27 protein-coding genes are annotated in these 25,799 nt (G+C 70.1%); 24 read left to right on the top strand and 3 right to left on the bottom strand.

What is annotated here, in order from left to right:
- The first annotated feature begins 36 nt into the window (after positions 1-36).
- The 19 genes from ACFPOE_RS02765 (at position 37) to ACFPOE_RS02675 (ending at position 19,655) form a co-directional block, all read left to right on the top strand.
- Complete coding sequence (locus tag ACFPOE_RS02765; protein ID WP_376848794.1) at positions 37-480, top strand: type II 3-dehydroquinate dehydratase; 444 nt, start codon at positions 37-39, stop codon at positions 478-480.
- A gap of 21 nt (positions 481-501) precedes the next feature.
- Entirely contained in the window at positions 502-1,053 is a 552-nt protein-coding gene (locus ACFPOE_RS02760) for a TRAP transporter small permease (protein WP_376848461.1), read from the top strand.
- The gene (locus tag ACFPOE_RS02755; protein ID WP_376848460.1) at positions 1,050-2,330 is read left to right on the top strand and encodes a TRAP transporter large permease subunit; all 1,281 of its coding nucleotides are present in this window, start codon (positions 1,050-1,052) and stop codon (positions 2,328-2,330) included. The genes ACFPOE_RS02760 and ACFPOE_RS02755 overlap by 4 nt, the downstream gene beginning before the upstream one ends.
- A gap of 64 nt (positions 2,331-2,394) precedes the next feature.
- Entirely contained in the window at positions 2,395-3,414 is a 1,020-nt protein-coding gene (locus ACFPOE_RS02750; protein WP_376848459.1) for a TRAP transporter substrate-binding protein, read from the top strand.
- Positions 3,415-3,442: 28 nt separating this feature from the next.
- Complete coding sequence (locus tag ACFPOE_RS02745) at positions 3,443-4,129, top strand: hypothetical protein (protein WP_376848458.1); 687 nt, start codon at positions 3,443-3,445, stop codon at positions 4,127-4,129.
- Positions 4,130-4,193: 64 nt separating this feature from the next.
- A complete protein-coding gene (locus tag ACFPOE_RS02740) occupies positions 4,194-4,583 on the top strand; it encodes a cupin domain-containing protein (protein WP_376848457.1) in 390 nt (129 codons plus the stop codon).
- Complete coding sequence (locus ACFPOE_RS02735) at positions 4,583-6,046, top strand: aldehyde dehydrogenase family protein (protein WP_376848456.1); 1,464 nt, start codon at positions 4,583-4,585, stop codon at positions 6,044-6,046. Before ACFPOE_RS02740 ends, ACFPOE_RS02735 begins: the two co-directional genes overlap by 1 nt.
- A gap of 23 nt (positions 6,047-6,069) precedes the next feature.
- The gene (locus ACFPOE_RS02730; RefSeq protein ID WP_376848455.1) at positions 6,070-7,848 is read left to right on the top strand and encodes a thiamine pyrophosphate-binding protein; all 1,779 of its coding nucleotides are present in this window, start codon (positions 6,070-6,072) and stop codon (positions 7,846-7,848) included.
- A 29-nt stretch (positions 7,849-7,877) separates the two neighbouring features.
- Positions 7,878-8,600 carry an SDR family oxidoreductase gene (locus ACFPOE_RS02725; RefSeq protein ID WP_376848454.1) on the top strand — a complete coding sequence of 241 codons (723 nt, stop codon included), beginning with the start codon at positions 7,878-7,880 and terminating at the stop codon, positions 8,598-8,600.
- 108 nt (positions 8,601-8,708) lie between these two features.
- Positions 8,709-9,599, top strand: coding sequence for a sugar ABC transporter substrate-binding protein (locus tag ACFPOE_RS02720; protein ID WP_376848453.1), 891 nt, complete (start codon positions 8,709-8,711; stop codon positions 9,597-9,599).
- A 2-nt stretch (positions 9,600-9,601) separates the two neighbouring features.
- Entirely contained in the window at positions 9,602-10,579 is a 978-nt protein-coding gene (locus ACFPOE_RS02715) for a Bug family tripartite tricarboxylate transporter substrate binding protein (protein WP_376848452.1), read from the top strand.
- Positions 10,580-10,602: 23 nt separating this feature from the next.
- On the top strand, positions 10,603-11,574 hold the full coding sequence (locus ACFPOE_RS02710) for a tripartite tricarboxylate transporter substrate binding protein (RefSeq protein WP_376848451.1): 972 nt from the start codon (positions 10,603-10,605) through the stop codon (positions 11,572-11,574).
- Positions 11,571-13,046, top strand: a complete 1,476-nt coding sequence (locus tag ACFPOE_RS02705) for an FAD-dependent oxidoreductase (RefSeq protein ID WP_376848450.1) — start codon at positions 11,571-11,573, stop codon at positions 13,044-13,046. The genes ACFPOE_RS02710 and ACFPOE_RS02705 overlap by 4 nt, the downstream gene beginning before the upstream one ends.
- Before the next feature lie 89 nt (positions 13,047-13,135).
- Positions 13,136-14,539, top strand: a complete 1,404-nt coding sequence (tcuA, locus tag ACFPOE_RS02700; protein ID WP_376848449.1) for an FAD-dependent tricarballylate dehydrogenase TcuA — start codon at positions 13,136-13,138, stop codon at positions 14,537-14,539.
- Positions 14,526-15,737, top strand: a complete 1,212-nt coding sequence (gene tcuB, locus ACFPOE_RS02695; RefSeq protein WP_376848448.1) for a tricarballylate utilization 4Fe-4S protein TcuB — start codon at positions 14,526-14,528, stop codon at positions 15,735-15,737. The genes tcuA and tcuB overlap by 14 nt, the downstream gene beginning before the upstream one ends.
- 53 nt (positions 15,738-15,790) lie before the next feature.
- Complete coding sequence (locus ACFPOE_RS02690) at positions 15,791-16,579, top strand: class II aldolase/adducin family protein (RefSeq protein WP_376848447.1); 789 nt, start codon at positions 15,791-15,793, stop codon at positions 16,577-16,579.
- 21 nt (positions 16,580-16,600) lie between these two features.
- Complete coding sequence (locus tag ACFPOE_RS02685; RefSeq protein ID WP_376848446.1) at positions 16,601-17,590, top strand: Bug family tripartite tricarboxylate transporter substrate binding protein; 990 nt, start codon at positions 16,601-16,603, stop codon at positions 17,588-17,590.
- Positions 17,587-18,579 (top strand): D-2-hydroxyacid dehydrogenase, encoded by a 993-nt coding sequence (locus ACFPOE_RS02680; protein ID WP_376848793.1) that lies wholly within the window; start codon positions 17,587-17,589, stop codon positions 18,577-18,579. Before ACFPOE_RS02685 ends, ACFPOE_RS02680 begins: the two co-directional genes overlap by 4 nt.
- Positions 18,580-18,659: 80 nt before the next feature.
- Positions 18,660-19,655, top strand: a complete 996-nt coding sequence (locus ACFPOE_RS02675) for a Bug family tripartite tricarboxylate transporter substrate binding protein (protein ID WP_376848445.1) — start codon at positions 18,660-18,662, stop codon at positions 19,653-19,655.
- A gap of 25 nt (positions 19,656-19,680) precedes the next feature.
- On the opposite strand, the gene ACFPOE_RS02670 is transcribed toward ACFPOE_RS02675, so the two are convergent.
- Complete coding sequence (locus tag ACFPOE_RS02670; protein WP_376848444.1) at positions 19,681-20,157, bottom strand: NUDIX hydrolase; 477 nt, start codon at positions 20,155-20,157, stop codon at positions 19,681-19,683.
- A 66-nt stretch (positions 20,158-20,223) separates the two neighbouring features.
- Between ACFPOE_RS02670 and ACFPOE_RS02665 the strand changes: the two genes are divergently transcribed.
- From ACFPOE_RS02665 to ACFPOE_RS02650, 4 genes are read left to right on the top strand one after another with little or no spacing between them, the layout of a single operon-like run.
- Positions 20,224-21,105 carry a MotA/TolQ/ExbB proton channel family protein gene (locus ACFPOE_RS02665; RefSeq protein ID WP_376848443.1) on the top strand — a complete coding sequence of 294 codons (882 nt, stop codon included), beginning with the start codon at positions 20,224-20,226 and terminating at the stop codon, positions 21,103-21,105.
- The gene (locus ACFPOE_RS02660; RefSeq protein WP_376848442.1) at positions 21,105-21,524 is read left to right on the top strand and encodes an ExbD/TolR family protein; all 420 of its coding nucleotides are present in this window, start codon (positions 21,105-21,107) and stop codon (positions 21,522-21,524) included. Before ACFPOE_RS02665 ends, ACFPOE_RS02660 begins: the two co-directional genes overlap by 1 nt.
- A 3-nt stretch (positions 21,525-21,527) precedes the next feature.
- Positions 21,528-21,953, top strand: a complete 426-nt coding sequence (locus tag ACFPOE_RS02655) for an ExbD/TolR family protein (protein WP_376848441.1) — start codon at positions 21,528-21,530, stop codon at positions 21,951-21,953.
- 7 nt (positions 21,954-21,960) lie between these two features.
- The gene (locus ACFPOE_RS02650) at positions 21,961-22,521 is read left to right on the top strand and encodes a diguanylate cyclase (RefSeq protein WP_376848440.1); all 561 of its coding nucleotides are present in this window, start codon (positions 21,961-21,963) and stop codon (positions 22,519-22,521) included.
- Between the two features lies 1 nt (position 22,522).
- On the opposite strand, the gene ACFPOE_RS02645 is transcribed toward ACFPOE_RS02650, so the two are convergent.
- Both ACFPOE_RS02645 and ACFPOE_RS02640 read right to left on the bottom strand, forming a co-directional pair.
- On the bottom strand, positions 22,523-23,245 hold the full coding sequence (locus ACFPOE_RS02645; protein ID WP_376848439.1) for a hypothetical protein: 723 nt from the start codon (positions 23,243-23,245) through the stop codon (positions 22,523-22,525).
- A gap of 103 nt (positions 23,246-23,348) precedes the next feature.
- A complete protein-coding gene (locus ACFPOE_RS02640) occupies positions 23,349-24,458 on the bottom strand; it encodes a metallophosphoesterase (RefSeq protein ID WP_376848438.1) in 1,110 nt (369 codons plus the stop codon).
- A 168-nt stretch (positions 24,459-24,626) separates the two neighbouring features.
- Here ACFPOE_RS02640 and ACFPOE_RS02635 point away from each other — a divergent pair, with 168 nt between their 5' ends.
- Entirely contained in the window at positions 24,627-25,742 is a 1,116-nt protein-coding gene (locus ACFPOE_RS02635) for a Re/Si-specific NAD(P)(+) transhydrogenase subunit alpha (protein ID WP_376848437.1), read from the top strand.
- Positions 25,743-25,799: the final 57 nt, after the last annotated feature.

The raw sequence follows: 25,799 nt of genomic DNA, 5'->3' as shown, positions 1-25,799 counted from the left end.
GCCACCAGACAAGGAACCGACATGACAACCAAGCCGCTGCTGATCCTGGTCCTGCACGGGCCCAACCTGAACCTGTTCGGCCGCCGCGAGCCGCACATCTACGGCACCACCACGCTGGCGGAGATCAACGCGCGCATCGAGGCGGTGGCCGCGCAGCTGGGGGTGACGCTGGAGATCCTGCAGTCCAACCACGAGGGCGCGCTGGTCGACGCCCTGCACGCCCACATCGACACCGCCGACGGCGCCATCGTCAACCCCGGCGGCCTGACGCAGTACGGGGTCTCGCTGCACGACGCGATCAAGTCGATGCCGTTCCCGACGCTGGAAGTGCACATGTCCAACCTGGTGACGCGCGAGCCGTGGCGCGCCCATTCGATCATCGCGCCGGCCGTCAAGGCCACCGTCCAGGGGCTGGGCTGGCATTCGTACACGGCCGCCCTGCACGGCCTGGTCGACACGCTGCGTGCAGCGCAGGCCTGAGCCGCACCAACAGGAACGTCCGTGGACAAACTGATCGCCCGCATCTGCAAGCTGTTCGAAGTGCTGATCGCGCTGGCCCTGGCCGCGATGGTGGTGCTGGTGTTCGGCAACGTCGTGCTGCGCTACGGCTTCAATTCCAGCATCACGGTGTCGGATGAAGTGTCGCGCTGGCTGTTCGTCTGGGTGACCTTCCTGGGGGCGGTGGTCGCCCTGCACAAGCGCGAGCACCTGGGCATGGAGATGGTGGTGGACCGGCTGCCGCTGGCCGGGCGCAAGGTCTGCTTCGTGCTGGGCCACCTGCTGATGCTCTACATCGCCTGGCTGCTGCTGGCCGGCAGCTGGACCCAGTGGCGGCTCAACCTCGACGTGGGGGCGCCGTCCACCGGCGCGCCGATGGCCATCCTGTACGCGCCGGGCGTGGTGTTCGGCGTGATGGCGGAACTGATCCTGGCGCTCAACCTGTGGCGCATGCTGGCCGGCCGGATGGGCGCGGACGAGCTGGTGATGGTGCAGGAATCGGAAGAGACCGCCCAGGTGCAGCACCTGGTCGAGACGCAAGGGCGGCGCCCATGACCGTCTTCATCTTCCTCGGCTCGCTGCTGCTGGCGATGGCGCTCGGGATCCCGATCGCCATGGCGCTGCTGGCCAGCGGCGTCGCCCTGATGTGGCAGATGAACCTGTTCGACGCCCAGATCCTGGCGCTGAACATCATCAGCGGGGCCGACAGCTTCCCGCTGCTGGCGGTGCCCTTCTTCATGCTGGCGGGCGAGATCATGAACGAGGGCGGCCTGTCGCGCCGCATCGTCAACCTGGCGCTGACGCTGGTGGGCCACATCAAGGGCGGCCTGGGCTACGTGACCATCGTGGCCGGCTGCATCATGGCCGCCCTGTCGGGCTCGGCGGTGGCGGATGCCGCTGCGCTGACGGCGCTGCTGCTGCCGATGATGACCAAGGCCGGCCACGACCGCGCCCGCGCCGGCGGCCTGATCGCGGCCACCGGCGTGATCGGCCCGGTGATCCCGCCCAGCATCGGCCTGGTGATCTTCGGCGTCAGCGCCAACGTCTCGGTGTCCAGGCTGTTCCTGGCCGGCATCGTGCCCGGCCTGCTGATGGGGCTGTCCCTGTGGCTGACCTGGGGCTGGCTGGTGCGCAGGGAAGCGGTGGTGCCGCCGCCGCGGGCCGCCATGGGCGAAGTCCTGCGGTCGCTGCGCGAGGCCTCGTGGGCGCTGATGCTGCCGCTGATCATCCTGGTGGGCCTGCGCATGGGCGTGTTCACGCCGACCGAGGCGGCCGTGGTGGCGGCGGTCTATGCGCTGCTGGTGTCCATGGTGGTTTACCGCGAGATCGGCTGGCGCGACGTCTACGGCATCTTCGTGACGGCGGCCAAGACCAGCGCCATCGTGATGTTCCTGATCGCGGCGGCGATGGTCAGCGCCTGGCTGATCACGGTGGCCAACCTGCCGGCCATGATGGTCGACCTGCTGCAGCCCTTCATGGGCAACAAGACGGCGCTGATGGCGGCCATCATGGTGCTGGCGATGGTGATCGGCACCGCGCTGGACATGACGCCGACCATCCTGATCATGACGCCGGTGCTGATGCCGGTGGTCCGGGCCGCCGGCATCGACCCGGTGTATTTCGGCGTGCTGTTCATCATCAACTGCTCGATCGGCCTGATCACGCCGCCGGTGGGCACCGTGCTCAACGTGGTGGCCGGCGTCGGCCGCATCAAGATGGACGACGTCACCCGCGGCGTGATGCCCTTCATGACCGCGCAGTTCGTGATCATGTTCGTGATGGTCCTGTTCCCAGAGCTGGTGCTGGCGCCGCTGCGCTGGCTGACCGGCTGACCCGCCCGCTTCCCCCCGAGCCGTGAACCAACCCGCCCCAAGGCCCTTTCCTCCAGGAGCAACCATGCGCACACCCTTTCTCTCCAGCGTCGCCGGCGTCGTCATGGGCCTCGCGGCCCTGCTGCCGCTGGCCGGCCAGGCCCAGGACATCAAGGAGCGGACCCTGAAGTTCACCTTCAGCATCGCCAAGGACCATCCGCTGGGCCAGGGCGCCTACATCTTCGCGGACCTGGTGAAGAAGAAGAGCGGCGGCAAGATCAAGGTGGACGTGTTCCCGGCCGGCGTGCTCGGCGGCGCGCCGCAGGACCTGGCCGGCCTGCGCGGGGGCACCATCGACTTCTCGTCGATGGCGACCGGCTTGCTGTCGGGGATCGACAAGGAATTCATGGTCTTCGACTTCCCGTTCCTGTTCAACAACCCGCAGGAAGCGTTCGCCGTGGCCGACGGCCCGGTGGGCACCCGCCTGATGGGCAAGTTGCCGCAGCACGGCCTGGTCGGCCTGGGTATGTGGGACCTCGGTTTCCGCAACATGACCAACAGCCGGCACCCCATCGCCCGGGTCGAGGACCTGCAGGGGCTGAAGGTGCGCGTGATCGGCTCGCCGATCTACCTGGACCTGTTCAATGCGCTGGGCGCCAACCCGCTGCCGATGGCCTTCCCCGAGGTCTATGGCGCGCTCGAATCGAAGGCGGTCGACGGCCAGGAGAATCCGCTGGCGGTGATCGAGACCTCCAAGTTCAACGAGGTGCAGAAGTACCTGTCGCTCACCCGCCACGTCTACACGGCGATGCCGGTCCTCATGAGCAAGAAGACCTGGGACGGCATGTCGCCGACGGAGCGCAAGATCATCGTGGACTCGGAGCAGGAGGCGCGGACCCAGCAGCGCCAGATCTCGCTGCGCGAGGAATCGAAGACCCTGGCCGCGCTGCAGAAGCTGATGCAGGTCAACCAGGTCTCCCCGGCCGAAATGCAGCGGCTGCGCCAGAAGGTGCAGCCGGTGGTGGACAAGTACACCAGGGAAGTGGGCGAGCCGGTGGTGCGCGAAGTCAACGCCGAACTGGCCAAGCTGCGCGCCGCCAAGTGATGGCGCACGGGATCATGGGGGCATCGACATGGCGCTGAAGGGCAACGCGGTGCTCGCGATGTGGTGGGACATCGCGCCGCCGGAGCGGCCGGGCTTCGAGCACTGGCACACCAGCGAGCACTTCCCGGAGCGGCTGGCCGTGCCCGGCTTCCTGCGCGGGTCGCGCTGGGTGGCGGTGTCCGCCGTGCCGCACTACTTCGTCATGTACGAGCTGGCCGGCCTGGAGGTGGTCCGCTCGCAGCAATACCTGGACCGGGTGAACAACCCGACGCCCTGGTCGACCCGCACCATGGCAGGCTTTCGCAACATGGTGCGCAGCCAGTGCGCGGTGCAGGGCAGCCTGGGGAGCGGCATCGCGCACGCCATGCTGACGGTGCGCTTCTCGCCGCAGCACGGGCAGGCCGAGACGCTGCGCGCGTGGCTGGTCGACGTGCTGTTGCCGGCGCTGGTCGCCAAGCCCGGCGTCAGCAGCGCCCACCTGCTCCAGAACATGGCGCCCCCGGGCCCGCCGCAGGTGCAGACCGCGGAGCAGAAGCTGCGCGGCGGCGACGCCAGTGCCGACTGGGTGCTGCTGGCCAGCGGCTACGACCGGCAGGCCGTCACCGACCTGGCCGACAACGAATTGAACGAAGACCTGCTTGTGCACCGGGGCGCCGCCCGCGGCGTGGTGGCGGGCGTGTACCGGCTGGGCTACGCGATGGCGGCCGGCGATTGACAGGAACACCAGCAAGCCTGCCGGCATCGCGGCAGGCGGCTTGGCACTCACGAAGGGAAACAACATGAGCCAGAAACAGCCCCCCAAAGGCAAGGCGCTCCTCGAGAAGATGGCGAACCTGCCGTGGAAGGAATATCCCGGGCACTTCGGCGGCGCGCTGTCCAAGGCGCTGGCGGCGCCGGAGAACACCGGCAGCAGCCGGATCGACTTCCGGATCTCCCGCTACGCGCCGGCCGCCTACGTGGCCGAGCACGTGCACAAGGTGCAGGAGCAGATCTATTACGTGCTGGAGGGCGAGGGCGTGCTCACGCTCGACGACGAGCGGCACCTGATGCATCCGCACGACTACGTCTACGTGCCGCCCGGCATCCGCCACAGCTTCACCAACACCGGGACCAACGGCCTGGTGTTCCTGGTGGTCACGACGCCGGCCGACGACGAGGAGGCGCGCTGATGGCTCCGCAATCCTCCCCCGCGGTGCGGGACGACGCGGCCGCGCAGGCCACGGCGCAGCTGCTGATCGACGGCGCCTGGATCGACGGGGCCGGCCCGCGGGTCGCCTTGCGCGACAAGTACCGGCTGCACGACTGCGGCTCCATCACCACCGCCGACGCCGCGCAGGTGCGGCAGGCCGTCGACGCGGCGCATGCGGCCTTCCGCGGCGGCCCGCTGGTGGCCTACGAACGCGGCGCCGTGCTCGACCGGGCCGCCGTGCTGCTGGAGGCGCGGCTGGACGACTTCGTGCGCACCATGCAGATGGAGGCCGGCTTCACCCAGTCCGACGCCACCGGCGAAGTGCGCCGTGCCATGCAGACGCTCAGGCTGTCGGGCGAAGAGGCGCGCCGCCTGGCCGGCGACGTGATCCCGCTGGCCGGCGCGCCCGGCCAGGCCGGCCGCATGGGCTTCACCATCCGCGTGCCGCTGGGCGTGGTGGCGGCCATCACGCCGTTCAACTCGCCGCTCAACACCGTCACGCACAAGGTGGCGCCCGCCTTTGCCGCCGGCAATGCGGTGATCCTCAAGCCGTCCACCAACACGCCGCTCACGGCCTGCAAGCTGGCGCAGCTGCTGCTGGACGCCGGCATGCCGCGCGGCTTCCTGTCGGTGCTGCACGGCAGCGCGGAAGTGGTGAAGAACCTGCAGGACGACGAGCGCGTGCGCTTCTTCGCCTTCACCGGCAGCACCGAGGTCGGCCGCAAGATCCAGCAGGCCGCCGGCCTGCGCCGCACGCAGATGGAGCTGGGCTCGATCGCCTGCACCATCGTGTGCGACGACGCCCGGCTCGACACCGCGCTGCCCAAGATCATCAACGCCGGCTACCGCAAGGCCGGCCAGGTCTGCACCTCGGTGCAGCTGCTGCTGGTGCACGAGTCGCTGCAGGCCGAGGTGGAGACGCGGCTGGCCGCGCTGGTCAAGGCCCTGCCCTTCGGCGATCCGCAGGATCCGCAGACGGTGGTCGGCCCGGTGATCAGCGAGGACAACGCGATCCGCATCGACGCCTGGATCCAGCGGGCCGTCGCCGACGGCGCAAGGCTGCTGGCGGGCGGGCCGCGCCGCGGCGCCGTGGTGCCGCCGACCCTGCTGACCGACATCGGCGACCGGATGGACGTGGGCTGCCGCGAGATCTTCGGGCCGGTGGTCTGCATCGTGCCGTTCAGCACGCTGGCGCAGGCCATCGAGCGGGTCAATTCCACCCCCTACGGCCTGGCGACCGGCCTGTTCACCAACCGGCTGGGCGATGCGCTGGCCGCGGCCCTGCAGCTGGAAGTGGGGGGCGTGCACATCAACGAGACTTCCAGTTCGCGGGTGGACCTGATGCCCTACGGCGGCTCCAAGGACAGCGGCTTCGGCCGCGAAGGCCCGCATTACGCGGTCCACGAGATGACCGAAGAGCGAATCGTGACAATTACCGCCTGACAGCAGAAAGACAGAGGCAACACATGGCCAAGATGAAAGGCGGCGAACTGATCGCCAACTACCTGGTCCAGGAAAAGATGCCGTATATCTTCGGCATCTGCGGCCACGGCAACGTGGGCATCCTGGACGCCCTGTACGACGTGCGCGACAAGATCCAGCTGGTCTCGCCGCGCCACGAGCAATGCGCCGGCCACATGGCCGACGCCTACTTCCGGGTCAAGCACAAGCCGGTGGCCACGCTCACCTCCACCGGCCCGGGCTCGGCCAACATGGTGATGTCGCTGGCGACCGCGCTGTCGGATTCGTCGGCCTTCATGGCGATCACCTCCAACGTGCCGACCTCGCAGCACAACCGCGCGCCGTTCCAGGAGCTGTACCACCACAACCAGGCCGACTTCGCGCAGGTGCTGCGGCCGGTGGTCAAGCGCGCCTTCCAGCCGACCCGGGTGGACATGCTGCCGCTGGCGCTGCGCCAGGCCATGGACACGATGATGACCGGCCGGCCGGGACCGGTGAACCTGGACATCCCGTACAACGTCTACCAGGAAGAGGCGGACGTGGAACTGCCGCCGGCATCGCACCAGCACGGCTCGCATCGCCCCGGCGCCAGCGAGGCCGACGTGGCGGCCACGCTGGACCTGCTGGCCGCCGCGCAGCAGCCGGTGCTGTTCATCGGCCACGGCGCCACGCTGTCGGAAGCCGGCGCCGAGATCACCGAGTTCGCGCAGCGCCTGGGCATCCCGGTGATCACCTCGCCCAACGGCATGGGCTGCATCGCCGGCGACCATCCGCTGGCGCTGGGCTTCATCGGCCGCAACGGCGCCTACCCGGCCAACGAGGCCGGGCGCCGGGCCGACCTGGTGCTCACGCTGGGCACCCGCTTCGACGACCGCAGCTCCTCCAGCTGGCATCCGGGCTATTCGTGGAATTTCCCCAAGACCAGGCTGGTGCACGTGGACATCGACCCGCAGGAGCTGGGCCGCAACTACGCGCCGACGCTGGGCATCATCGCCGACGTCAAGGTGTTCGTGCGCCAGCTGCTCAACGCGCTGCCGGCGCGCCAGGCGATCGAGGCGGCGCGCTACGCGCCGTGGCTGGCGCAGGTGCAGGGCTGGCAGGCCGAATGGGAAGCCTTCGTGCGCCCGCACTTCGGCGACTCGACCAACCCGCTGCGACCCGAATTCGTGGTCGGCACGCTGCAGAAGATCCTGCCGGACGACGTCATCCTGGCGCTGGACTCCGGCGTGCACCACAACTGGTTCATGCAGTTCTGGAAGGCCAAGCGGCCGCAGAGCATGCTCAATAGCTGGGGCTATTCCAGCATGGGCTTCGGCGTCTGCGGCGTGATGGGGGCGCAGCTGGCGGCACCGGACCGCCCCTGCGTGGCGGTGGTCGGCGACGGCGGCTTCACCATGGCGCCCTACGTGCTGTGCACGGCGGTGGAATACAACCTGCCGGTGGTCTGGATCGTCTGGAACAACTTCGCCTGGGGCGCGATCCGCGACCTGCAGTACGGCCTGTTCAACGGCCGCGAGATCGGCACCGCCTTCTACAAGGGCGGCACCGGCGAGCGCTACAACCCCGACTTCGCGGCCTGGGCCCGCGCCTGCGGCGCCGACGGCATGACGGTGACGCGGCCGCAGGAGCTGGCCGCGGCCGTCGAGCTGGCGCTGAAGAACCGGCGGCCCTGCGTGATCGACGTGCACGTCGACGCCGACGTGCGCCCGCCTTCCACCGGCACCTGGCAGCTGCCGCCGATTCCGTACAAGGAACCGGCGTACGGCAAGCCCTACGTCGCCTGAACCATTTTCATTTTCACCAAGGATTCCCCATGAGCAACAAGATCGCCCTGGTTTTCGGCGGCACCCGCGGCATCGGCGCGGCCTGCGTGCAGAAGCTGGCGGAGGGCGGCTTCGACGTCGCCTACACGTACGTCTCCAGCGCCCCCAACCTGCCGGCCGATATCGGCAGCTCGCGCACCAAGGGCTATGCGGTCGACATCTGCCAGCCCGCCCAGGTGGCGCAGGTGTTCGCCGACGTGGCGCGCGACTTCGGCAGCGCGCCCGCCTGCGTCGTGGCCAATGCCGGCATCAACGTGCCGCCCGGCCCGATGGCCAGCTTCAACCCCGAGGACTTCCGCAAGCTGGTGGAAGTCAACATCGTCGGCGCCTTCAACGTGCTGAGCGCCGCCGCCAAGAACGTGGCGGACGGCGGCACCGTCATCGGCCTGACCACGTCGATGGTGCGCCATGCCGTGCCCGGCGGCGGCCCGTACACGGCGACCAAGGGCGCGGTCGAAGGCATGTTGCGGTCGATGTCCAAGGAATTGGCGGCGCGCAAGGTGCGCGTCAACGGCGTGGCGCCGGGCCCGGTGGACACCGACCTGTTCCGCGCCGGCAAGACCGACGAGGTCAAGGCCCGCTCGGCGGCCATGAGCCCGTTCAACCGTATCGGCACGCCGGACGAAGTGGCGCAAGTGGTCGCCTTCCTGGCCTCCGACAAGGCCTCGTGGATCCACGGCCAGATCATCCAGCCCAACGGCGGCATGGTCTAAGCATGTGGCCCCCACGGTCGCTCACTGCGTGTAGCTCCCTGCCCCCCGAGGGGGCCGCGTTTTGCCTCGGGGCGGCCCGGCGGCAAACCATGTTGGCCCTGGGTTGAGATGCGCATCGCCGTCTTCACCAAGAACCTCACCAACCCGGCCTACGCCGCGGCGCGGCTGGGCGCCGAGCGGGCCGCAGCGCGGCTGGGCGCCGAGGTGCTGCACTTCGTGCCGGAGCCCGGCGACGACCCGAAGCAGCAGAGCGCGCTGATCGACCAGGCGCTGGCGCTGGTGCCGCGCCCCGATGCCTTCGTGCTCTCACCCGTCCATGCCAGCGCGGTGGATCCGGCGATCCTGCGCATCGCCGCGGCCGGCATCCCGATGGTGGGCTTCGTCAACCCGATCAACGCCGCCCCCAGCGCCTGCTACGTCGGCTCGGACGACTACCGGCTGGCGCTGGCGATCGCGCGCCACCTGTTCCGGCACCTGCAGGGGCAGGGCAGGGTGCTGGTCGTCACCGGCCCGCAGCAATCCTTCACCAGCCAGGAGCGGCTGCGCGGCTTCCAGGAGGCGGCGCGCGAGTATCCGGGCATCAGCATTGCCGGCACCGTCGCGGGCGACTACCTGCGCGAGACTGCGCGCGCACAGACTGCGCAGTGGCTGCGCGACAACCGCGGGCCCGAGGGCTGCCTGGTGGCCAACGACATCATGGCGATCGGCGTGCTCGATGCGCTGGACGCGGCCGGCTGCGGCGCCGCGGTGGTCGGCGTCAACGCGATTCCGCAGGCGATCGAGGCGATCGGCGCCGGCCGCATGCTGGCCACGGCCGATTTCAACGCCATGCAGATGGCGGCCCTGGCCACCGAGTGCGCGGTGCTCCACCTGCGCGGCGACAGCGTGCCGCTGGCGATCGACCTGCCGGTGCAGATCGTGGACCGCGCCAACTGCCACCTCTGGCAAGGGCCGTACGACCAGCGTCCCATCCTCACGCTCGACCAATTGAAAGCCTGACCATGACCAGCCGCCTGTTGCATCCCGTGGGCCGCCTGCTGCTGGCCGGCCTGCTCTGCCTGGCCGGCGCCGCGATGGCGCAGGACTATCCGACCCGGGCGATCCGGGTGGTGGTGCCGTTCGCGCCGGCCGGCGCCGCCGACATCCTGGGCCGGATCGTCGCGGAGCGGCTGCAGCCGCTGTACGGCCAGACCGTGGTGGTCGACAACAAGCCCGGCGCCAGCGGCCACCTGGGCGCGCAGATCGTCGCGAAGGCGCCGGCCGACGGCTACACGCTGCTGGTGGGCACCATCGGCATCCACGCGGCCTACGCCAGTTACCGCAAGCTCGGTTACGACCCGGCGGCCGACCTCAAGCCGGTGATGATCCTGGGCGAGTCGCCCAACCTGGTGCTGGTGCCGGCCGCCTCGCCCTACAAGACCTTCGCCGAGTTCGCCGCCGACGCCCAGGCCCATCCCGGCAAGATCAGCTACGCCACCGCGGGGCCCGGCTCGTCGGTGCACATGGTGACGGCGCTGTTCGAGCTGGCCAGCGGCGCGAAGATGACGCACGTGCCGTACAAGGGCAGCGGCCCGGCGCTGATCGACCTGATCGGCGGACAGGTCGACGTGATGTTCGACAACATGTCGTCGGGAATGCCCCACGTGCGAAGCGGCAAGCTGCGCATCCTGGCCGTGACGGGGCCGCACCGCGACCCGCACTTCCCGGATGTGCCGACCATCGCCGAGTCGGGCTTTCCGGGCTACAGCGCAACGTCGTGGTTCACGCTGGCGGTGCCGCGCAACACGCCGCAGCCGCTGGTGGACCGGATCAACCGGGACGTGCAGCGGGCGCTGGCCGCGCCCGAGGTGCAGGCGCGGCTGGACAAGCTGGGCATCGCCTTCACGCCGAACACGCCGCAGGAGGCGGCGGCCTACTTCCGGTCCGAGACCGTCAAATGGAACCGCGTGATCGAAGCGGCCCGGCTGCAGCTCGATTGAATTCAACAGGACTGGAGACTTCGATGTTCGACAAGATCACCCGCCGGCTGCTGGGGGTCGCGCTGCTCGCGGCCTCGGCCCTGGCCGGGGCGCAGGACGCCTATCCCTCCCACCCGCTGAAGCTGGTCGTGCCCTATGCGGCCGGCGGGCCGGCCGACATGCTGGCCCGCCTGGTTGCCGAGAAGCTCGGCGCCCGGCTCGGCCAGCCGGTGGTCATCGACAACCGCGGCGGCGCCGGCGGCCACCTGGGCGGCGAGATGGTGGCCCGGGCCCCGGCGGACGGCTACACGCTGATGCTGGCGACCATCGCGCACAACGGCGCCGCCAAGCTGTACAAGAACCTGCGCTACGACCCGGCAACCGAACTGCAGCCGGTGATCCTGCTGGCCGAGAGCCCCAGCGTGCTGGTGGTCGGCCCCAAGCTGAAGGTCCGCAGCGTGGCCGAACTGCTGGCGATGGCGCGGACGGAGCCGGGCAAGCTGACCTACGGCTCGGCCGGCAACGGGTCGGCCATGCACATGGCGGCGGAGCTGTTCAAGTACCAGACCAGGATCGAGTACACGCATGTCCCGTACAAGGGCGGCGCGCCGGCGATGGCCGACCTGCTGGGCGGGCAGATCGACATGCTGTTCGAGAGCCTGGGCACGGCGCATGCCTACATCAAGTCCGGCAAGGTGCGGCCGCTGGCGGTGACCGGCACCACCCGCAGCCCCAGCCTGCCCGACGTGCCGACGATGGCCGAAGCGGGCGTGCCCGGCTATTCGTCGGTTCCCTGGTACACCATTTCGGTGGCCAGGGGCGTGCCGCCGGCGATCGTGAACCGGCTCAATGCGGAGCTCAACGCCGTGCTCAGGCTGCCCGAGGTCGCGCAGCGCTGGGACGCCCTCGGCGTGCTGCCGCTGGGCGGCACGCCGGCCGACGCGGTCCGCCGCAACCTGGCCGAGACCGAGAAGTGGAATGCCGTGATCGCCGCGGCCAGGCTGCAGGTCGAATGACTGCGCCAGACACCTTCGACGTGGTGGTGGTGGGCGCCGGCGGCGCCGGCCTGGCCGCCGCCATCGAGGCGCGCGCCGCCGGCGCCAGCGTGCTGCTGCTGGAGAAGAACGAGCGGCCGGGCGGCTCCACGGCCTGGTCGATCGGCTCCGTCACCGCCACCGGCACGCCGCACCAGCGCCGCCAGGGCATCGTCGATTCGCCGGCCGACCACTGGGCCGACATGCCGGGCTTTGCCGGCGGGCTGGCCGATCGCGACAACGCCGAACTGCGCCGCGTGCTGTGCGACGAGGCGCCGGCCGCCTTCCAGTGGCTGCTCGATTCGGGCGTGCGCTTCATGGGCCCGATGCCGGAGCCGCCGCACCGGCAGCCGCGCATGCACAACGTGCTGCCCAATTCGCGCTCCTTCATCTACCACCTGGAGCGCCGCGCGCGCCGCGCCGGCGTGGACCTGCGCTGCAACGCGCAGGTCACGCGGCTGCTGGTCGAAGGCGGGCGCGTGGTCGGCGCGGAGGCTGAAGTGGGCGGCGTCCTGCATCAATTTCGCAGCCGCGGCGCCGTGGTGCTGGCGGCCGGCGACTTCACCAGCGGCGCGCCGTTCAAGGCCCGCTTCATGGGCCCGCAGGAGGCGGCGGTGGACGGCGTGAACCCGACCGCCACCGGCGACGGCCAGCGCATGGCCGAAGCGCTGGGCGCGCGCATCGTCAACGGCGACCTGGCGCTGGGGCCGGAGCTGCGCTTCATCGCGCCGGCCCGCGAGACGCTGGTGCGGCGGCTGCCGCCGTGGCGGGCGCTGGCCAATTTCATGGCCTGGTCGCTGGACCATCTGCCGGCGGCGCTGCTGCGGCCGTTCATCATGAAGTTCCTGACCACCGCACTGGCGCCCTCGGCGGCGCTGTTCGAGGCCGGGGCGGTGCTGGTGAACCAGCGCGGCGAGCGCTTCGGCGACGAAAGCGACCGCGCCGCCTGGCGCGTGCCCGGGCAGCCGGGCCGGCAGGCCTGGATCGTGATCGACCAGCGGCTGGCGCAGCGCTTCTCGCAGTGGCCCGACTTCGTGTCGACGGCGCCGGGCATCGCCTATGCGTACATCCCCGATTACCTGCGCAATCGCCCCGACGTCACGGCGCAGGCACCGACGCTGGCGGCGCTGGCCGCGCAGCTGGGGATGGATCCGCAGGCGCTGGCGCAGAGCGCACGCCAGGGCGCCCAGGGTCCGCTCGGGCCGGGGCCGTACATCGCGCTGGGGCCGGTGCGCTCGGTGTTCGTGCATTCGGAAGGCGGGCTGATGGTGGACCTGCAGCACCGCGTGCTCGATGCCCAGGACCGTCCCATCCCCGGCCTGTACGCCGCCGGATCGACCGGGCAGGGCGGCCTGCTGCTCAAGGGCCACGGCCACCACCTGGCCTGGGCCTTCGTCTCGGGCCGGCGGGCCGGCCGGCTGGCCGCGCAGCAGGCCCGCACCGCCCCATCTTGAATCGTGATGGCGGCATGCCGGCCCCGGGCTGGCCGCCGCCAGGCCCTCCCGCTACAGTGGCGCCTGCCTCTGCCAACCGAAGTTTTTCCATGATCGATGTCCTTGTGATCGGCGGCGGCAACGCCGCCCTGTGTGCGGCGCTGATGGCGCGCGAAGCCGGCGCCAGCGTGCTGCTGCTGGAGTCGGCCCCGCCCGAATGGCGCGGCGGCAACTCGATGCACGTGCGCAACCTGCGCTGCATGCACGACCAGCCGCAGGACGTGCTGCTGGAGGCCTACCCCGAAGAGGAGTTCTGGCAGGACCTGCTCAAGGTCACCGGCGGCGTGACCGACGAGAAGCTGGCCCGGCTGGTGATCCGCGCCTCGTCGACCTGCCGCGACTGGATGCGCCGGCACGGCGTCAACTTCCAGCCCTCGCTGTCGGGCACGCTGCACCTGTCGCGCACCAACGCCTTCTTCATGGGCGGCGGCAAGGCGCTGCTCAATGCCTACTACCGCAGCGCGCAGGCGCTGGGCGTGCAGGTGCGCTACGACGCGCCGGTCGATGCGATCGAGCTGGACGGCGACCGCTTCGTCGCCGCCCGCGTCAAGGGCGAGCGCATCGAGGCGAAGAGCTGCGTGCTGGCCTGCGGCGGCTTCGAATCCAACCGCGAATGGATGCGCGCGGCCTGGGGCCAGAACGAGCGCGGCGAATGGCCGGCCGACAACTTCATCGTCCGCGGCACCCGCTTCAACCAGGGTGTGCTGCTCAAGGCGATGATGGACGCGGGCGCCGACATCATCGGCGATCCGACGCAGGCCCACTGCGTGGCGATCGACGCCCGCGCGCCGCTGTACGACGGCGGCATCGTGACCCGGGTCGACTGCGTGTCGCTGGGCGTGATGCTCAATCGCGACGCGAGGCGCTTCTACGACGAGGGCGAGGACTTCTGGCCCAAGCGCTATGCGATCTGGGGCCGGCTGGTCGCCCTGCAGCCGGGCCAGGTCGGCTACTGCGTGATCGACAGCAAGCCGGTCGGCCGCTTCATGCCGCCGGTGTTCCCGGGCGTGAAGGCCGACACGCTGCCGGAACTGGCGCAGCAGCTGGGCCTCCATGTCGCGACCTTCATGCAGACCATCGGCGACTTCAACGCCGCCTGCCGCGTCGGCAGCTTCGACCACACCGTGCTGGACGACTGCCACACCGAAGGCCTGGCGCCGGCCAAGACGCACTGGGCCCGGCCGATCGACACCGGGCCGTTCTACGGCTACGCCCTGCGGCCCGGCATCACCTTCACCTACCTGGGCCTCAAGACCGATGAACATGCAGCAGTCCACTTCGGCGGCAAGCCCAGCGCCAACCTGTTCGTGGCGGGCGAAATGATGGCCGGCAACGTTCTGGGCAAGGGCTACACCGCCGGCGTCGGCATGAGCATCGGCACCGCCTTCGGCCGGCTGGCCGGGACCTCGGCGGCGCGCGCCGCATTGCGGGAGGCGGCCCATGCAGCAGCTTGAAGCATTGACCCGCGAGGCCCGGGCCCTGGCTGGCGGCATGCCCACCACGGCGGCGGAGACCGAGGTGGCGCGGCAGATGCAGATCTGCAACGCCTGCCGTTACTGCGAGGGCTTCTGCGCGGTCTTTCCGGCGATGACCCGCCGGCTCGACTTCAACAAGGCCGACGTCCACTACCTGGCCAACCTGTGCCACAACTGCAGCGCCTGCCTCTATGCCTGCCAGTACGCGCCGCCGCACGAGTTCGCCGTCAACGTGCCGCAGGCCCTGGCCGTGGTGCGCGGGCAGACCTACTCGGACTACGCCTGGCCGCCGGCCCTGGGGGCGCTCTACAAGCGCAACGGACTGACGGTGGCGCTGGCCACGGCCGGCGCGCTGGCGCTGTTCCTGGTGATGATGCTGGCCTGGGCCAACGGCTCGCTGTTCCATGCGCCGCTGGCCGGCAACTTCTATGCGGTGTTCCCGCACAACACGCTGGTCGCGATGTTCGGAGTGGTGTTCGCGTTTGCGATCGTGGCGCTCTCGGTTGGCGTGGCGACGTTCTGGCGCGCCCAAAACCCCGTTCCGGCTGCGCCTGTCGAAGCCCGCGCGAGCCCTTCGACGGGCTCCGGGCGAACGGGGATGGGAGGTGCGGCAGCGGAGGCGACAAGCGACGCCCTCACCCTCAAATACCTGGACGGCGGCCACGGCCAGGGCTGCAACGAAACCGGCGACGCCTTCACGCTGGCGCGGCGCCGCTTCCACCACCTGACCTTCTACGGCTTCATGCTGTGCTTCGCCGCCACCTGCGTGGCGACGCTGTACCACTACCTGCTGGGCCTGCATGCGCCGTATCCATTCCTGAGCCTGCCGGTGCTGCTCGGCACCGCCGGCGGCATCGGCCTGCTGCTCGGGCCGGCCGGGCTGCTGTGGCTGAACCTACGCCGCAACCCGCAGGAGGTCGATGTGCAACAACGCCCGATGGACCGCGGCTTCATCGCCTTGCTGCTGCTGACCAGCCTCACCGGGCTGGCGCTGCTGGCCTGGCGCGACAGCGGGGCGATGGCGCTGCTGCTGGCCGTGCACCTGGGCTTCGTGATGGGGCTGTTCCTCACGCTGCCCTACGGAAAATTCGCCCACGGCTTCTACCGCAGCGCCGCCCTGCTCAAATACGCCATCGAGAAGCGGCAGCCGAACCGGCTGGCGCTGGGCGCGGACTGATGTCCTGGGGACAGATCTTCAGCGCTGTCCCCAACTGACTGGAAGGAAACGACATGAACGGTCCCGGCGTCCTGAACATCCCTTCCATGAAGGGCCGCTGCTCCGATGCGGAGTGGCAGGCCCGCATCGACCTGGCCGCGTGCTACCGGCTGGTCGACCACTACGGCATGGCCGACATGATGGCCAACCACATCTCCTCGCACGTGCCGGGCGAGCCCGGCGCCTTCCTGATCAACCCGTACGGGATGATGTACGAGGAGATCACGGCCTCCTGCCTGATCAAGGTGGACCTGGCGGGCAACATCCTGTCCAAGCCCGACTTCGGTGGGCTGAACTACGGCATCAACAAGGCCGGCTACGTGATCCACAGCGCCGTGCATGCGGCGCGGCCGGAGGTCGCCTGCGTGATCCACACCCACAGCTGGGCCTCGATGGCGGTCTCGGCGCTGGAGTGCGGGCTGCTGCCGATCACCCAGACGGCGATGCGCTTCCTGAAGATCGGCTACCACGACTACCAGGGCGTGGTGCTGAACACCGCGGAGCAGGAGTCGCTGCTCAAGGACCTGGGCGAGCGCGAGGCGGTGATCTTCCGCAACCACGGGGCCATGGTGGTCGGGCGCACCGTCGGCGAGGCCTTCAACTGGACCCACCGGCTGGAGCTGTCGTGCCGGGCGCAGATCGGCGCCATGTCGTGCAACACGCCGCTGCAAGGCGTGCCGCAGCACGTGCTGGAGGAAACCTGGAGCAACTACCAGCCCGGCACCCGCCGGCCGTATGGCGTGATGGAGTGGCCGGCGCTGCTGCGCAAGCTCGATCGCATGGACCCGAGCTACCGCGATTGACAACCGACAACAGGAGACAAGATGAAGTTGACTCACGAACTGGCGGCGACGCTGGCCGGGCTGCTGGTTGCGGGCGCGGCAGTCGCGCAGGGCGCTGCGCCAGGCGCGGCACCGGCGTCCGACTACCCGAACAAGCCGGTCCGCGTGCTGGTGGCCTTCACCGCCGGCGGCACCACCGACATCCTGGCCCGGGCGGTCGGCCAGAAGCTCACCGAGCGTTTCAAGCAGACCTTCATCATCGACAACAGGCCGGGCGGCGGCGGCAACATCGGCACCGAGCTGGCGGCGCGCGCGGCGCCCGACGGCTACACGCTGATCGTCAACTCGGTCGGCCCGATGGCGGTGAACCCGACGCTGTTCAAGAAGCTCAACATCAATCCGCTGACCGACCTGGTGCCGGTGGTGCAGATCGCCGACGTGCCCAATGTGCTGGTGGTCAACCCCGGCGTGCCGGTCAAGACCATGCAGGAGTTCATCGCCTATGCCAAGGCCAATCCGGGCAAGCTCAATTACGGCTCGACCGGCGTCGGCACCTCGTCCCACCTGTCCGGCTACATGCTGAGCAAACGGATCGGCGCCGAAACCACCCACGTCCCCTACAAGGGCGCCGATGCGCTCAACGACCTGCTGGCCGGCCGGGTGCAGTTCATGTTCGCCACCATCCCCTCGGTGATCCAGCACATCCAGGCCGGCAAGCTGCGCGCCATCGCGGTGAGCAGCGTCAAGCGCTCGCGCTCGATGCCCGAGGTGCCGACCGTCGCCGAGAGCGGCTTCCCAGGCTTCGAGGCCGGCTCCTGGTTCGGCTTCTTCGCGCCGCGGGGCACGCCCGAGGCCGTCATCGCGACGCTGAACAAGGCGGTGAACGACGCGCTGCCGGCGCTGGAGACGCAGATGGTGCGCGAAGGCGCCGACCCGGTGGGCGGAACGCCGGCCCAGTTCGGCCAGTTCGTGCACAAGGAGTACGAGAAGTGGAAGCTGATCGTGCGCGACTCGGGCGCCTCGGCGGAATGACGGCAGGCGGGCCGCTGCGCATCCTGCTGTCGGAGTGGGCGGCGCTGCGGCTGCGCGGGCCGATCGCGGCCAGCCTGGCCGGCCGCCCGTTGGAGCTGGTGATCGCGCAGCACGCGCTCCCCGGCACCGAACTGGACCTCGCCTTCATGACGCGCGACGTCACGGGCAAGTCGACCAAGCACGAGCTCGAGCCGGCGACGCAGCATTTCCACGACCTGCTGCGGCGGGCGCCCGGCCTGCGCTGGGTGCAAACCCATTCGGCGGGCGCCGACCGGCCGGTGTTTCTCGAGCTGCTGGAGCGCGGCGTCGCCGTGACGACGGCGTCGGGCGCCAATGCGGCGGTGGTCGCGCAGACCGCGGTGGCCGGTGTGCTGGCGCTGGCGCGCGGCTTTCCGCGGCTGCTGGCGGCGCAGCGCGAACGGCGCTGGATGCCGCCGGATGCGGGGGCGCCGCGCGACCTGGACGGCCAGACCGCCGTCATCGTCGGCTGGGGGCCGGTCGGGCAGAAGATCGCGGCCATGCTGGCAGCCGCCGGCCTGCGCTGCGTCGCCGCGCGCCGCAACGCGCTGCCGGCCGCCGAGGGCACTGAGACCGTCGGCTACGACGGCCTGGCGTCGGTGCTGCCGCGCGCCGACTGGCTGCTGCTGGCCTGTCCGCTGACGCCGCGCACGCGCGGGCTGGTCGATGCCGCCATGCTGGCGCTGCTGCCGGCCGGCGCCCACCTGGTGAACGTGGCCCGCGGCGAGGTGGCGGTGGAGGCCGACCTGGTGGCGGCCCTGCGCTCCGGCAGGCTGGCCGGCGCCTATCTGGACGTGTTCGAGCACGAGCCGCTGGGCCAGGAATCGCCGCTGTGGACGCTGGAGAACGTGATCGTCACGCCGCATTGCGCCGGCCACTCCGACGGCAACGAGCCGCGGGTGGATGCCATGTTCCTGGCCAACCTGGCGCGCTGGATGCGGGACGAGCCGCTGGCCAACCGCACCGCCTGATCCTGCGCACGCCCGGGTTTGCGCCGGTACCCCGACCGGCCGCGCTGCAATAAGCTCGGGGCCAACAGGAGATCCGCTGCATGAACGACCACAAACCCAATTCGACCCGGCGGCTGCTGCTCGCCGCCGTTTCCGCCGCCGCCGTGGGCCTGCCAGCGATGGCGCAGGCCCAGGCCCCATGGCCGACCAAGGCGATCCGCTTCCTGGTGCCGTTCGCGCCGGGCGGCACCTCGGAGATCGTCGCCCGCTCGGTGGCGGCGGAGCTGAGCAAGCAGCTGGGGCAGACCGTGTACGTGGAGAACAAGCCCGGCGGCGCCGGCACGGTGGCGATGCAGGAGGCGGCGCACGCCGCCCCCGACGGCTACACCATCATCCTGGGCCACGTGGGCACGCTGGCGGTCAATCCGTACATGCTGAAGAACCAGCCCTACGACGTGAACAAGGATTTCATTCCGGTCACGCTGCTGGCCAAGGTGCCCAACGTGTTCGTGATCCATCCCGACGTGCCGGCCAAGAACTTCAAGGAGTTCGTCGCCTACGTGAAGGCCAATCCCGGCAAGCTCAATTACGGCTCGGCCGGCAACGCCAGCGCCGGCCACCTGGCGATGGAGTACCTCAAGCTGGTGACCGGCATGTACATCACCCACATCCCGTACCGCGGCACCGGCCCGCAGCTGACCGACCTGCTGGCCGGCCGCACCCAGGCCTCGTCCGCCGGCCTGCCGGCGCTGGGCGCGTACATCCGCGCCGGCAAGCTGCGGGCGATCGCGGTCGGCACCCAGCATCGCATCCCAGCCATGCCCGACGTGCCGACGGTCGCCGAGATGGGCTACAAGAATTTCGAGACCTCGCAGTGGTACGGCATCCTGGCGCCGGCCGGCACGCCGCCGGAGATCGTCAAGCGGCTGCAGGAAGAATCGCTCAAGGCGCTCAGGTCCACCTCGGTGACCGAGCGCTTCGCCACCGACAACGCAGTGGGCGGCGGCGGCCCGTCCTCCGAATTCGCGGCCTTCATCGCCAGCGAGCAGAACATCTGGAAGGACATCGTCGTCAAGGCGCAGATCAAGGCGGATTGATGCCGGATCAGGTCCGGCATGACGGTCAGGAGCGGTACACGCTCGGGTCCGTATGCACCAGCGACAGCGGATAGCGCCGCCCCGCCAGGTAGTCCTCCATGCAGCGCAGCAGCAGCGGGCTGCGATGGCGATCGGCGCTGGCGCGGATTTCATGCTCCGTCAGCCATAGCGTGCGCACGATGCCGGTGTCCAGCGCCCGCTCCGGGTCCAGCGCGCCGAGCTCGCCGCAAAAGGCCAGCCGCATGTAGGTCACGTCCTCGCCGCCGGCGCGGTCGCGCCGCGACAGGTACACGCCCACCAGCGCGGTCGGCTTGAACAGGTGCGCCGTCTCCTCCAGCGTCTCGCGGGCGCAGCCCTCGGCCGGCGACTCGCCGGGGTCGAGGTGGCCCGCCGGGTTGTTCAGCCGCAGGCCGTCGGAGGTTTCTTCTTCGATCAGCAGGAAGCGGCCGCCGCGCTCGATCACGGCGGCGACGGTCACCCGGGGCTGGAAGCGTTGGCGCATGGCGCATTATTGCCATGGCCGAGCGCGCTGCGACACAATGCGTCCACCCCCGCCACCGATTCCCCAATGCACTTCCACTCCCGCCTGCTTCGCCGCGCCGCGTTCGCCGCCTGTGTATCCCTGACCTTGCTGGCCGCGCTGCCGGTGCTGGCCCAGGCGCCGGAGCCGGCCGCGGCAAGCTCAGCACCGACGCTGGCGGCGTCGCCCGTCTTGCGCACGCTGCCGGCGATCCAGCCGCCGGCCGTCGGCGACGCCAATCCCTACGGCCTGCAGGCGCTGTGGCAGCAGGGGGACTGGGTGGCGCGCACCACGCTCATCATCCTGGTGATCATGTCGCTGGCCAGCTGGTACGTCCTGATCAGCAAGCTGGTGGCGCAGTCGAAGATGGGCGGCCAGGGACGCCACGCCAACCAGAACTTCTGGGCCGCGGACACCGTGCGCCAGGGCGCCGACACGCTGCAGGCGGGCAGTCCGTACCGCTTCATCGCCGAATCCGCGCTGGAGGCCACCCACAAACACCACGGGCTGATCGGCCAGGTGGACCTCAACACCTGGGTGACGCAGAGCATCGAACGGGCGGTGGCCACGGTGCACAGCCGCACGCAGGAAGGGCTGGCCGTGCTGGCCACCGTGGGATCGACCGCGCCCTTCGTCGGGCTGTTCGGGACGGTCTGGGGCATCTACAACGCGCTGGTGAAGATCGGCGCATCCGGCCAGGCCTCGATCGACAAGGTCGCCGGGCCGGTGGGCGAGGCGCTGATCATGACGGCCATCGGCCTGGCCGTTGCCGTGCCGGCGGTGCTGGGCTACAACTGGCTGGTGCGCCGCAACAAGGTGGCGATGGACACGGTGCGCGCCTTCGGCTCGGACCTGCACACCGTGCTGCTGGCCGCCGGTGCCCGGCGCGAGGCCGGGGCCCAGGCCGTGGCGCGTCCCGCGGCGGCCTGATGGCGATCAGCTACAAGCCGGAGCCCGACGACGCGTTGATGTCGCAGATCAACACGACGCCGCTGGTGGACGTGATGCTGGTGCTGCTGATCATCTTCCTGATCACCATTCCGGTGGTCAACAGCTCGGTGGTGGTGAGCCTGCCGCGCCAGGAGGTGCAGGTGCGCGAGACCCGGCCGGAGAACGTGATCGTCTCGGTCGACGCCGAGGGCGCCATCTACTGGTTCGACACCCGGCTGGCCGGCGCCGACCAGCTGGCCCAGCGGCTGGCGCTGGTGGCGGCGCAGAAGCCCCAGCCCGAGGTGCACATCCGCGGCGACGCCCGCGCCGACTACGACTCGATCGGCCGCGTGGTGCTGGCCGCCCAGCAGATGGGCATCGAGCGCATCGGATTCATCACCGAGCCGCCGGCGCGCTAGGCCATGGGCATCCGCATCGACAGCGACGAGAGCGACGCCGAGGTGATGGTGGAGATGAACACCACACCGCTGATCGACGTCATGCTGGTGCTGCTGGTGATGCTGATCATCACCATTCCGATCCAGCTGCATTCGGTCAACCTGGAAATGCCGTCGGCCTCGGCGCCGCCGCCGCCGGTGGAGCCGAAGGTGGTCCGCATCGACGTGCTGCCCGGCGGCCAGCTGCTGTGGAACGGCGAGCCGCTGGCCGGCCGCGACGCGCTGGAGGCCAGGCTGGCGCAGGCCGCGGGCCAGGCCGATGCGCCCGAGATCCATCTGCGGCCGGACCGCAGCGCCAAGTACGACACGGTGGCCGCCGTGCTGGCATCCGCGCAGCGCCATGGCCTGGCCAAGGTCGGCCTGGTCGGGTCGGAACAGTTCCTGCCCTGAGGCGCGCATGGCCGACGCCGCCCGCAGTATCCTGATGGCCCTGGTGTTCCCGCTGTGGGTGGCGGCCGGCCTGGCCGACTGGGCCTGCCACCGGCGCACCGCCATCGAGCGCACCAGCGGCCTGAAGGAGAACCTGCTGCACCTGCTGATGATGGCGGAAGTGGGCGTGGGGATGGCGGCGGTGGCTCTGCTGGAGATCGACGCCGCCGTGCTGCTGATCGTGCTGGTGGTCTTCCTGGTGCACGAGCTCACCGTCTACTGGGACCTGCACTACACCGCGCCGCTGCGCCACATCGGGCCGTTCGAGCAGATGGTGCACAGCTTCCTGGAGCTGCTGCCGCTGCTGTCGCTGGCGCTGCTGGCCGCCGTCCAGTGGGACCAGGCCCGCGCGCTGTTCGGGCTGGGCCCGGCGTCGGCCGATTTCTCGCTGCGGCCCAAGGCCGAGCCGCTGCCGCCGGCCTTCCTGGCCTGGGGCCTGGCCGCCGCGGTGCTGCTCAACGCCGTGCCGCTGCTGGAGGAGACCTGGCGTTGCTGGCGCGCGCGCCGGGCGCCAGGCGGGACTGCCTGATCTAGCGCTCGTATTCCGCCGAGCCCTGCACCCAGATGAAGGACTGGATGTCGATCATGTCGCGGGCGCGGAAGCCCGGCTTGCGGTCCAGGTCGCGCTGCAGGATGGCGGCGAAGGTCTGCAGGTCGCGGTACACCGGCCACGACGGCGTGGCCTCGTAATCGAAGTCGTAGCCGTAGGCGCGGGCGGCCTTGCGCGTGACCATGGGCTTGAGGAACAGGTGGCTGTCGGGCCGGGCGATCTGGCCGAACACCGTCACCAGCGGCCAGGTCAGCACCCGCGACTTGCGCCGCGGCAGCGTGCCCAGCGCGGCGATCCAGGCTTCGAACTTGCGCTGCGGCGAGCCGCGGCCGTACAGGAAGGCATAGAGCGCAGTGGCGAACAGCCGGGTGTCCGCCGGCGCCTTCACCGCGTCGCGCAGCGCCATCTTCTCGAACGAGAACAGCAGGTTGCAGCGGGCTTCCACCCGCATGGCGATGTCGACGATGCGGCCGTACTCGCCGCGGGCGAGCAGCCGCCGGTAGGCCGGCGCGTTGAGCTCGGTGTTCCACTCGAGATTGGCGCGTTCCTTGACGCCCCGTTCGGCGACTTGATAGACCTCGTCGTCGAAGCCGTTGGGGTAGTAGAGCTGGAACTTGTGGCGGCAACGGGGCGCGCCAAGATAGTTGACGTTGCTGGCGCGGGCGCCTGTGACAAAGGGGGAAAGAGAAGCGAGACGAGCCATGTTGGTTTCCTTGAACAGGCAGTTTTTGGCCTCCGGCTAGCTCATCCATGTGGGACAACACCTTGCCTCCATGTAGGAGCCGTCCGATCCCGTCCGGCCGGTATTACTGCAGAGCCGGAACCAACCTCAGCCGTGTGATTTCGGACGGCGCGCCCAGCCGTTTGGGCGGTCCCCAGTAGCCGGTTCCCCGGCTCACGTACACCCAGAGCTTGCCCAGCCGGTGCAATCCGGCGGTGAACGGCTGCTGCAGGCGCACCATGAACACCCAGGGGAAGAACTGGCCGCCATGGGTATGGCCCGACAGCTGCAGGTCGAAGCCGGCCTGTTCGGCAGCCGCTGCGCTGCGCGGCTGGTGGGCCAGCAGGATCCGCACCGAAGCGGCGGCCGGCGCGCCGTGCATCGCGGCCACCGGGTCGCTCCTGTGCGACGGATCGAAATGGTGGGCGTTGAAGTCGGCCACGCCCGCCAGCACCATCGAGGCGCCGTCGCGCTGCAGCACCACGTGCTCGTTCTGCAGCACGTTGACGCCCAGCCGGCGCAGCTCCGCCATCCAGGGGACGGCGCCCGAGTAGTACTCGTGGTTGCCGGTGACGAAGAAGGTGCCGTGGCGCGACACCAGGCCGGCCAGCGGCGCCACGTGGCCGCGCAGGTCGGCGACGCTGCCGTCCACCAGGTCGCCCGTCACCGCCACCAGGTCGGCCTCCAGCCGGTTGACGGCGTCGACGATGCCCTGCAGGTAAGGCGCCTTGATGGTCGGGCCGACGTGGATGTCGCTGATCTGCGCGATGGTGAAGCCCGCCAGCGCCGCCGGCAGCCCGGCGATCGGCACGTCCACCGTGACGACGCCGGCCGTGCGGCGCGCGTTGAACGCGCCGACCAGGGTGGCACCGAGGGCCAGCAGCGGCACGGCGATGGCGCTGGGCTCGTCCCAGCGGGCCGGTGCGAGCAGCAGCACCAGGTCGCGCACGACGGTGGCCACCAGCAGCGACGAGAACCAGCCCATCGCCAGCATGCCGACCCAGGTGAGCCGGTCCGCGGCCGGCGGCCGCAGCAGCCGGCGCGCCACCAGGCCCAGCGGCGTGAGCGCTGCCGATGCCAGCAGCAGCAGGGCCAGCAGGGCGCCGGCCCAGGGGCCGGGCAGGGCCGCAATCAGGCGCAGGCCGATATACAGGTGCAGGAGCGCGGACAGGCCGAACAGCGAAAGAAGGGACATGGAGGGCCTGGGAGCTGGAGTCAGCCGCAGGTGGGGTCGCCGCGCCAGAATGCAACGCGCAGGCGGCGTTTCCCAGCGGGCGGGCCGCCTGAGCGCAGCTTCCTTTCATGTAAGCTATTGGTCAGCTAGAACCAACAAACAAAGCCAACCAGTCGAGGAGAGACGTCCATGCTGATAGGCGTACCCGCCGAAACCACGGCGGGCGAAACCCGTGTCGCCGTCACCCCCGAGACGGCCAAGAAGCTCAAGGCGCAAGGCCACACGCTGCGGATCGAGTCCGGCGCCGGCGTCAGGGCCAGCGCCACCGACGAGGCATACAGCGCCGTCGGCTGCGAGATCACCGACGCGGCCGGCGCATACGGCTGCGACCTGGTGCTCAAGGTGCGCGGCCCGGCGGAAGCGGAAGCCCGCCGCATGAAACCCGGCACCACGGTGGTGGGCATGCTCAATCCCTTCGATGCCGCCGGACTGCAGGTGCTGGCCGCCGCCAACCTCACCGGCTTCGCGCTGGAAGCGGCGCCGCGCACCACGCGGGCCCAGAGCATGGACGTGCTTTCGTCGCAGGCCAACATCGCCGGCTACAAGGCGATCGTCATCGCCGCCGACAAGTACCAGCGCTTCTTCCCGATGCTGATGACTGCGGCCGGCACGGTCAAGGCCGCGCGGGTCGTCATCCTGGGGGTGGGCGTCGCCGGCCTGCAGGCCATCGCCACCGCCAAGCGGCTGGGCGCGGTGATCGAGGCCTCCGACGTCCGGCCCTCGGTCAAGGAGCAGGTCGAATCGCTGGGCGCCAAGTTCATCGACGTGCCCTACGAGACCGCCGAGGAAAAGGAAGCGGCCGAGGGCGTGGGCGGCTATGCCCGTCCGATGCCGCAAAGCTGGCTGGACCGCCAGAAGGTGGAAGTGGCCAAGCGGGTGGCCGCCGCCGACATCGTCGTCACCACCGCCCTCATTCCCGGGCGCGCCGCACCGGTGCTGGTGACCGAGGAGATGGTCCGGGCGATGAAGCCCGGCTCCGTGATCGTCGACCTGGCCGCGCCGCAGGGCGGAAACTGCCCGCTGACGGTGCCGGGCCAGACCGTGGTCAAGCACGGCGTCACCCTGGTGGGCGAGACCAACCTGCCGGCGCTGGTCGCCGCCGATGCCTCGGCCCTGTACGCGCGCAACGTGCTGGACTTCCTGAAGCTGGTGCTGACCAAGGAAGGCACGCTCAACATCGACCTGGCCGACGACATCGTGGCGGCCTGCCTGATGACCCAGAACGGCGAAGTCAAACGCAAATGAAAACACCGTTCGGGCCGAGCCTGTCGAGGCCCTTCGACAAGCTCAGGGCGAACGGAT

Origin of the sequence: Caenimonas terrae (assembly GCF_042655405.1) — a bacterium.
Taxonomy (GTDB): domain Bacteria; phylum Pseudomonadota; class Gammaproteobacteria; order Burkholderiales; family Burkholderiaceae_C; genus Ramlibacter; species Ramlibacter terrae_A.
Note: the sequence above shows the minus strand (reverse complement) of the source record. Positions and strands in the feature narration are given on the sequence as shown.

Excerpts from the sequence above, each read along its gene's own strand:
- ACFPOE_RS02755 (WP_376848460.1), top strand. The coding sequence starts at position 1,050 with ATGACCGTCTTCATCTTCCTCGGCTCGCTGCTGCTGGCGATGGCGCTC.
- ACFPOE_RS02750 (WP_376848459.1), top strand. The coding sequence starts at position 2,395 with ATGCGCACACCCTTTCTCTCCAGCGTCGCCGGCGTCGTCATGGGCCTC.
- ACFPOE_RS02745 (WP_376848458.1), top strand. The coding sequence starts at position 3,443 with ATGGCGCTGAAGGGCAACGCGGTGCTCGCGATGTGGTGGGACATCGCG.
- ACFPOE_RS02740 (WP_376848457.1), top strand. The coding sequence starts at position 4,194 with ATGAGCCAGAAACAGCCCCCCAAAGGCAAGGCGCTCCTCGAGAAGATG.
- ACFPOE_RS02735 (WP_376848456.1), top strand. The coding sequence starts at position 4,583 with ATGGCTCCGCAATCCTCCCCCGCGGTGCGGGACGACGCGGCCGCGCAG.
- ACFPOE_RS02730 (WP_376848455.1), top strand. The coding sequence starts at position 6,070 with ATGGCCAAGATGAAAGGCGGCGAACTGATCGCCAACTACCTGGTCCAG.
- ACFPOE_RS02725 (WP_376848454.1), top strand. The coding sequence starts at position 7,878 with ATGAGCAACAAGATCGCCCTGGTTTTCGGCGGCACCCGCGGCATCGGC.
- ACFPOE_RS02720 (WP_376848453.1), top strand. The coding sequence starts at position 8,709 with ATGCGCATCGCCGTCTTCACCAAGAACCTCACCAACCCGGCCTACGCC.
- ACFPOE_RS02715 (WP_376848452.1), top strand. The coding sequence starts at position 9,602 with ATGACCAGCCGCCTGTTGCATCCCGTGGGCCGCCTGCTGCTGGCCGGC.
- ACFPOE_RS02710 (WP_376848451.1), top strand. The coding sequence starts at position 10,603 with ATGTTCGACAAGATCACCCGCCGGCTGCTGGGGGTCGCGCTGCTCGCG.
- ACFPOE_RS02705 (WP_376848450.1), top strand. The coding sequence starts at position 11,571 with ATGACTGCGCCAGACACCTTCGACGTGGTGGTGGTGGGCGCCGGCGGC.
- tcuA (WP_376848449.1), top strand. The coding sequence starts at position 13,136 with ATGATCGATGTCCTTGTGATCGGCGGCGGCAACGCCGCCCTGTGTGCG.
- tcuB (WP_376848448.1), top strand. The coding sequence starts at position 14,526 with ATGCAGCAGCTTGAAGCATTGACCCGCGAGGCCCGGGCCCTGGCTGGC.
- ACFPOE_RS02690 (WP_376848447.1), top strand. The coding sequence starts at position 15,791 with ATGAACGGTCCCGGCGTCCTGAACATCCCTTCCATGAAGGGCCGCTGC.
- ACFPOE_RS02685 (WP_376848446.1), top strand. The coding sequence starts at position 16,601 with ATGAAGTTGACTCACGAACTGGCGGCGACGCTGGCCGGGCTGCTGGTT.
- ACFPOE_RS02680 (WP_376848793.1), top strand. The coding sequence starts at position 17,587 with ATGACGGCAGGCGGGCCGCTGCGCATCCTGCTGTCGGAGTGGGCGGCG.
- ACFPOE_RS02675 (WP_376848445.1), top strand. The coding sequence starts at position 18,660 with ATGAACGACCACAAACCCAATTCGACCCGGCGGCTGCTGCTCGCCGCC.
- ACFPOE_RS02670 (WP_376848444.1), bottom strand. The coding sequence starts at position 20,157 with ATGCGCCAACGCTTCCAGCCCCGGGTGACCGTCGCCGCCGTGATCGAG.
- ACFPOE_RS02665 (WP_376848443.1), top strand. The coding sequence starts at position 20,224 with ATGCACTTCCACTCCCGCCTGCTTCGCCGCGCCGCGTTCGCCGCCTGT.
- ACFPOE_RS02660 (WP_376848442.1), top strand. The coding sequence starts at position 21,105 with ATGGCGATCAGCTACAAGCCGGAGCCCGACGACGCGTTGATGTCGCAG.
- ACFPOE_RS02655 (WP_376848441.1), top strand. The coding sequence starts at position 21,528 with ATGGGCATCCGCATCGACAGCGACGAGAGCGACGCCGAGGTGATGGTG.
- ACFPOE_RS02650 (WP_376848440.1), top strand. The coding sequence starts at position 21,961 with ATGGCCGACGCCGCCCGCAGTATCCTGATGGCCCTGGTGTTCCCGCTG.
- ACFPOE_RS02645 (WP_376848439.1), bottom strand. The coding sequence starts at position 23,245 with ATGGCTCGTCTCGCTTCTCTTTCCCCCTTTGTCACAGGCGCCCGCGCC.
- ACFPOE_RS02640 (WP_376848438.1), bottom strand. The coding sequence starts at position 24,458 with ATGTCCCTTCTTTCGCTGTTCGGCCTGTCCGCGCTCCTGCACCTGTAT.
- ACFPOE_RS02635 (WP_376848437.1), top strand. The coding sequence starts at position 24,627 with ATGCTGATAGGCGTACCCGCCGAAACCACGGCGGGCGAAACCCGTGTC.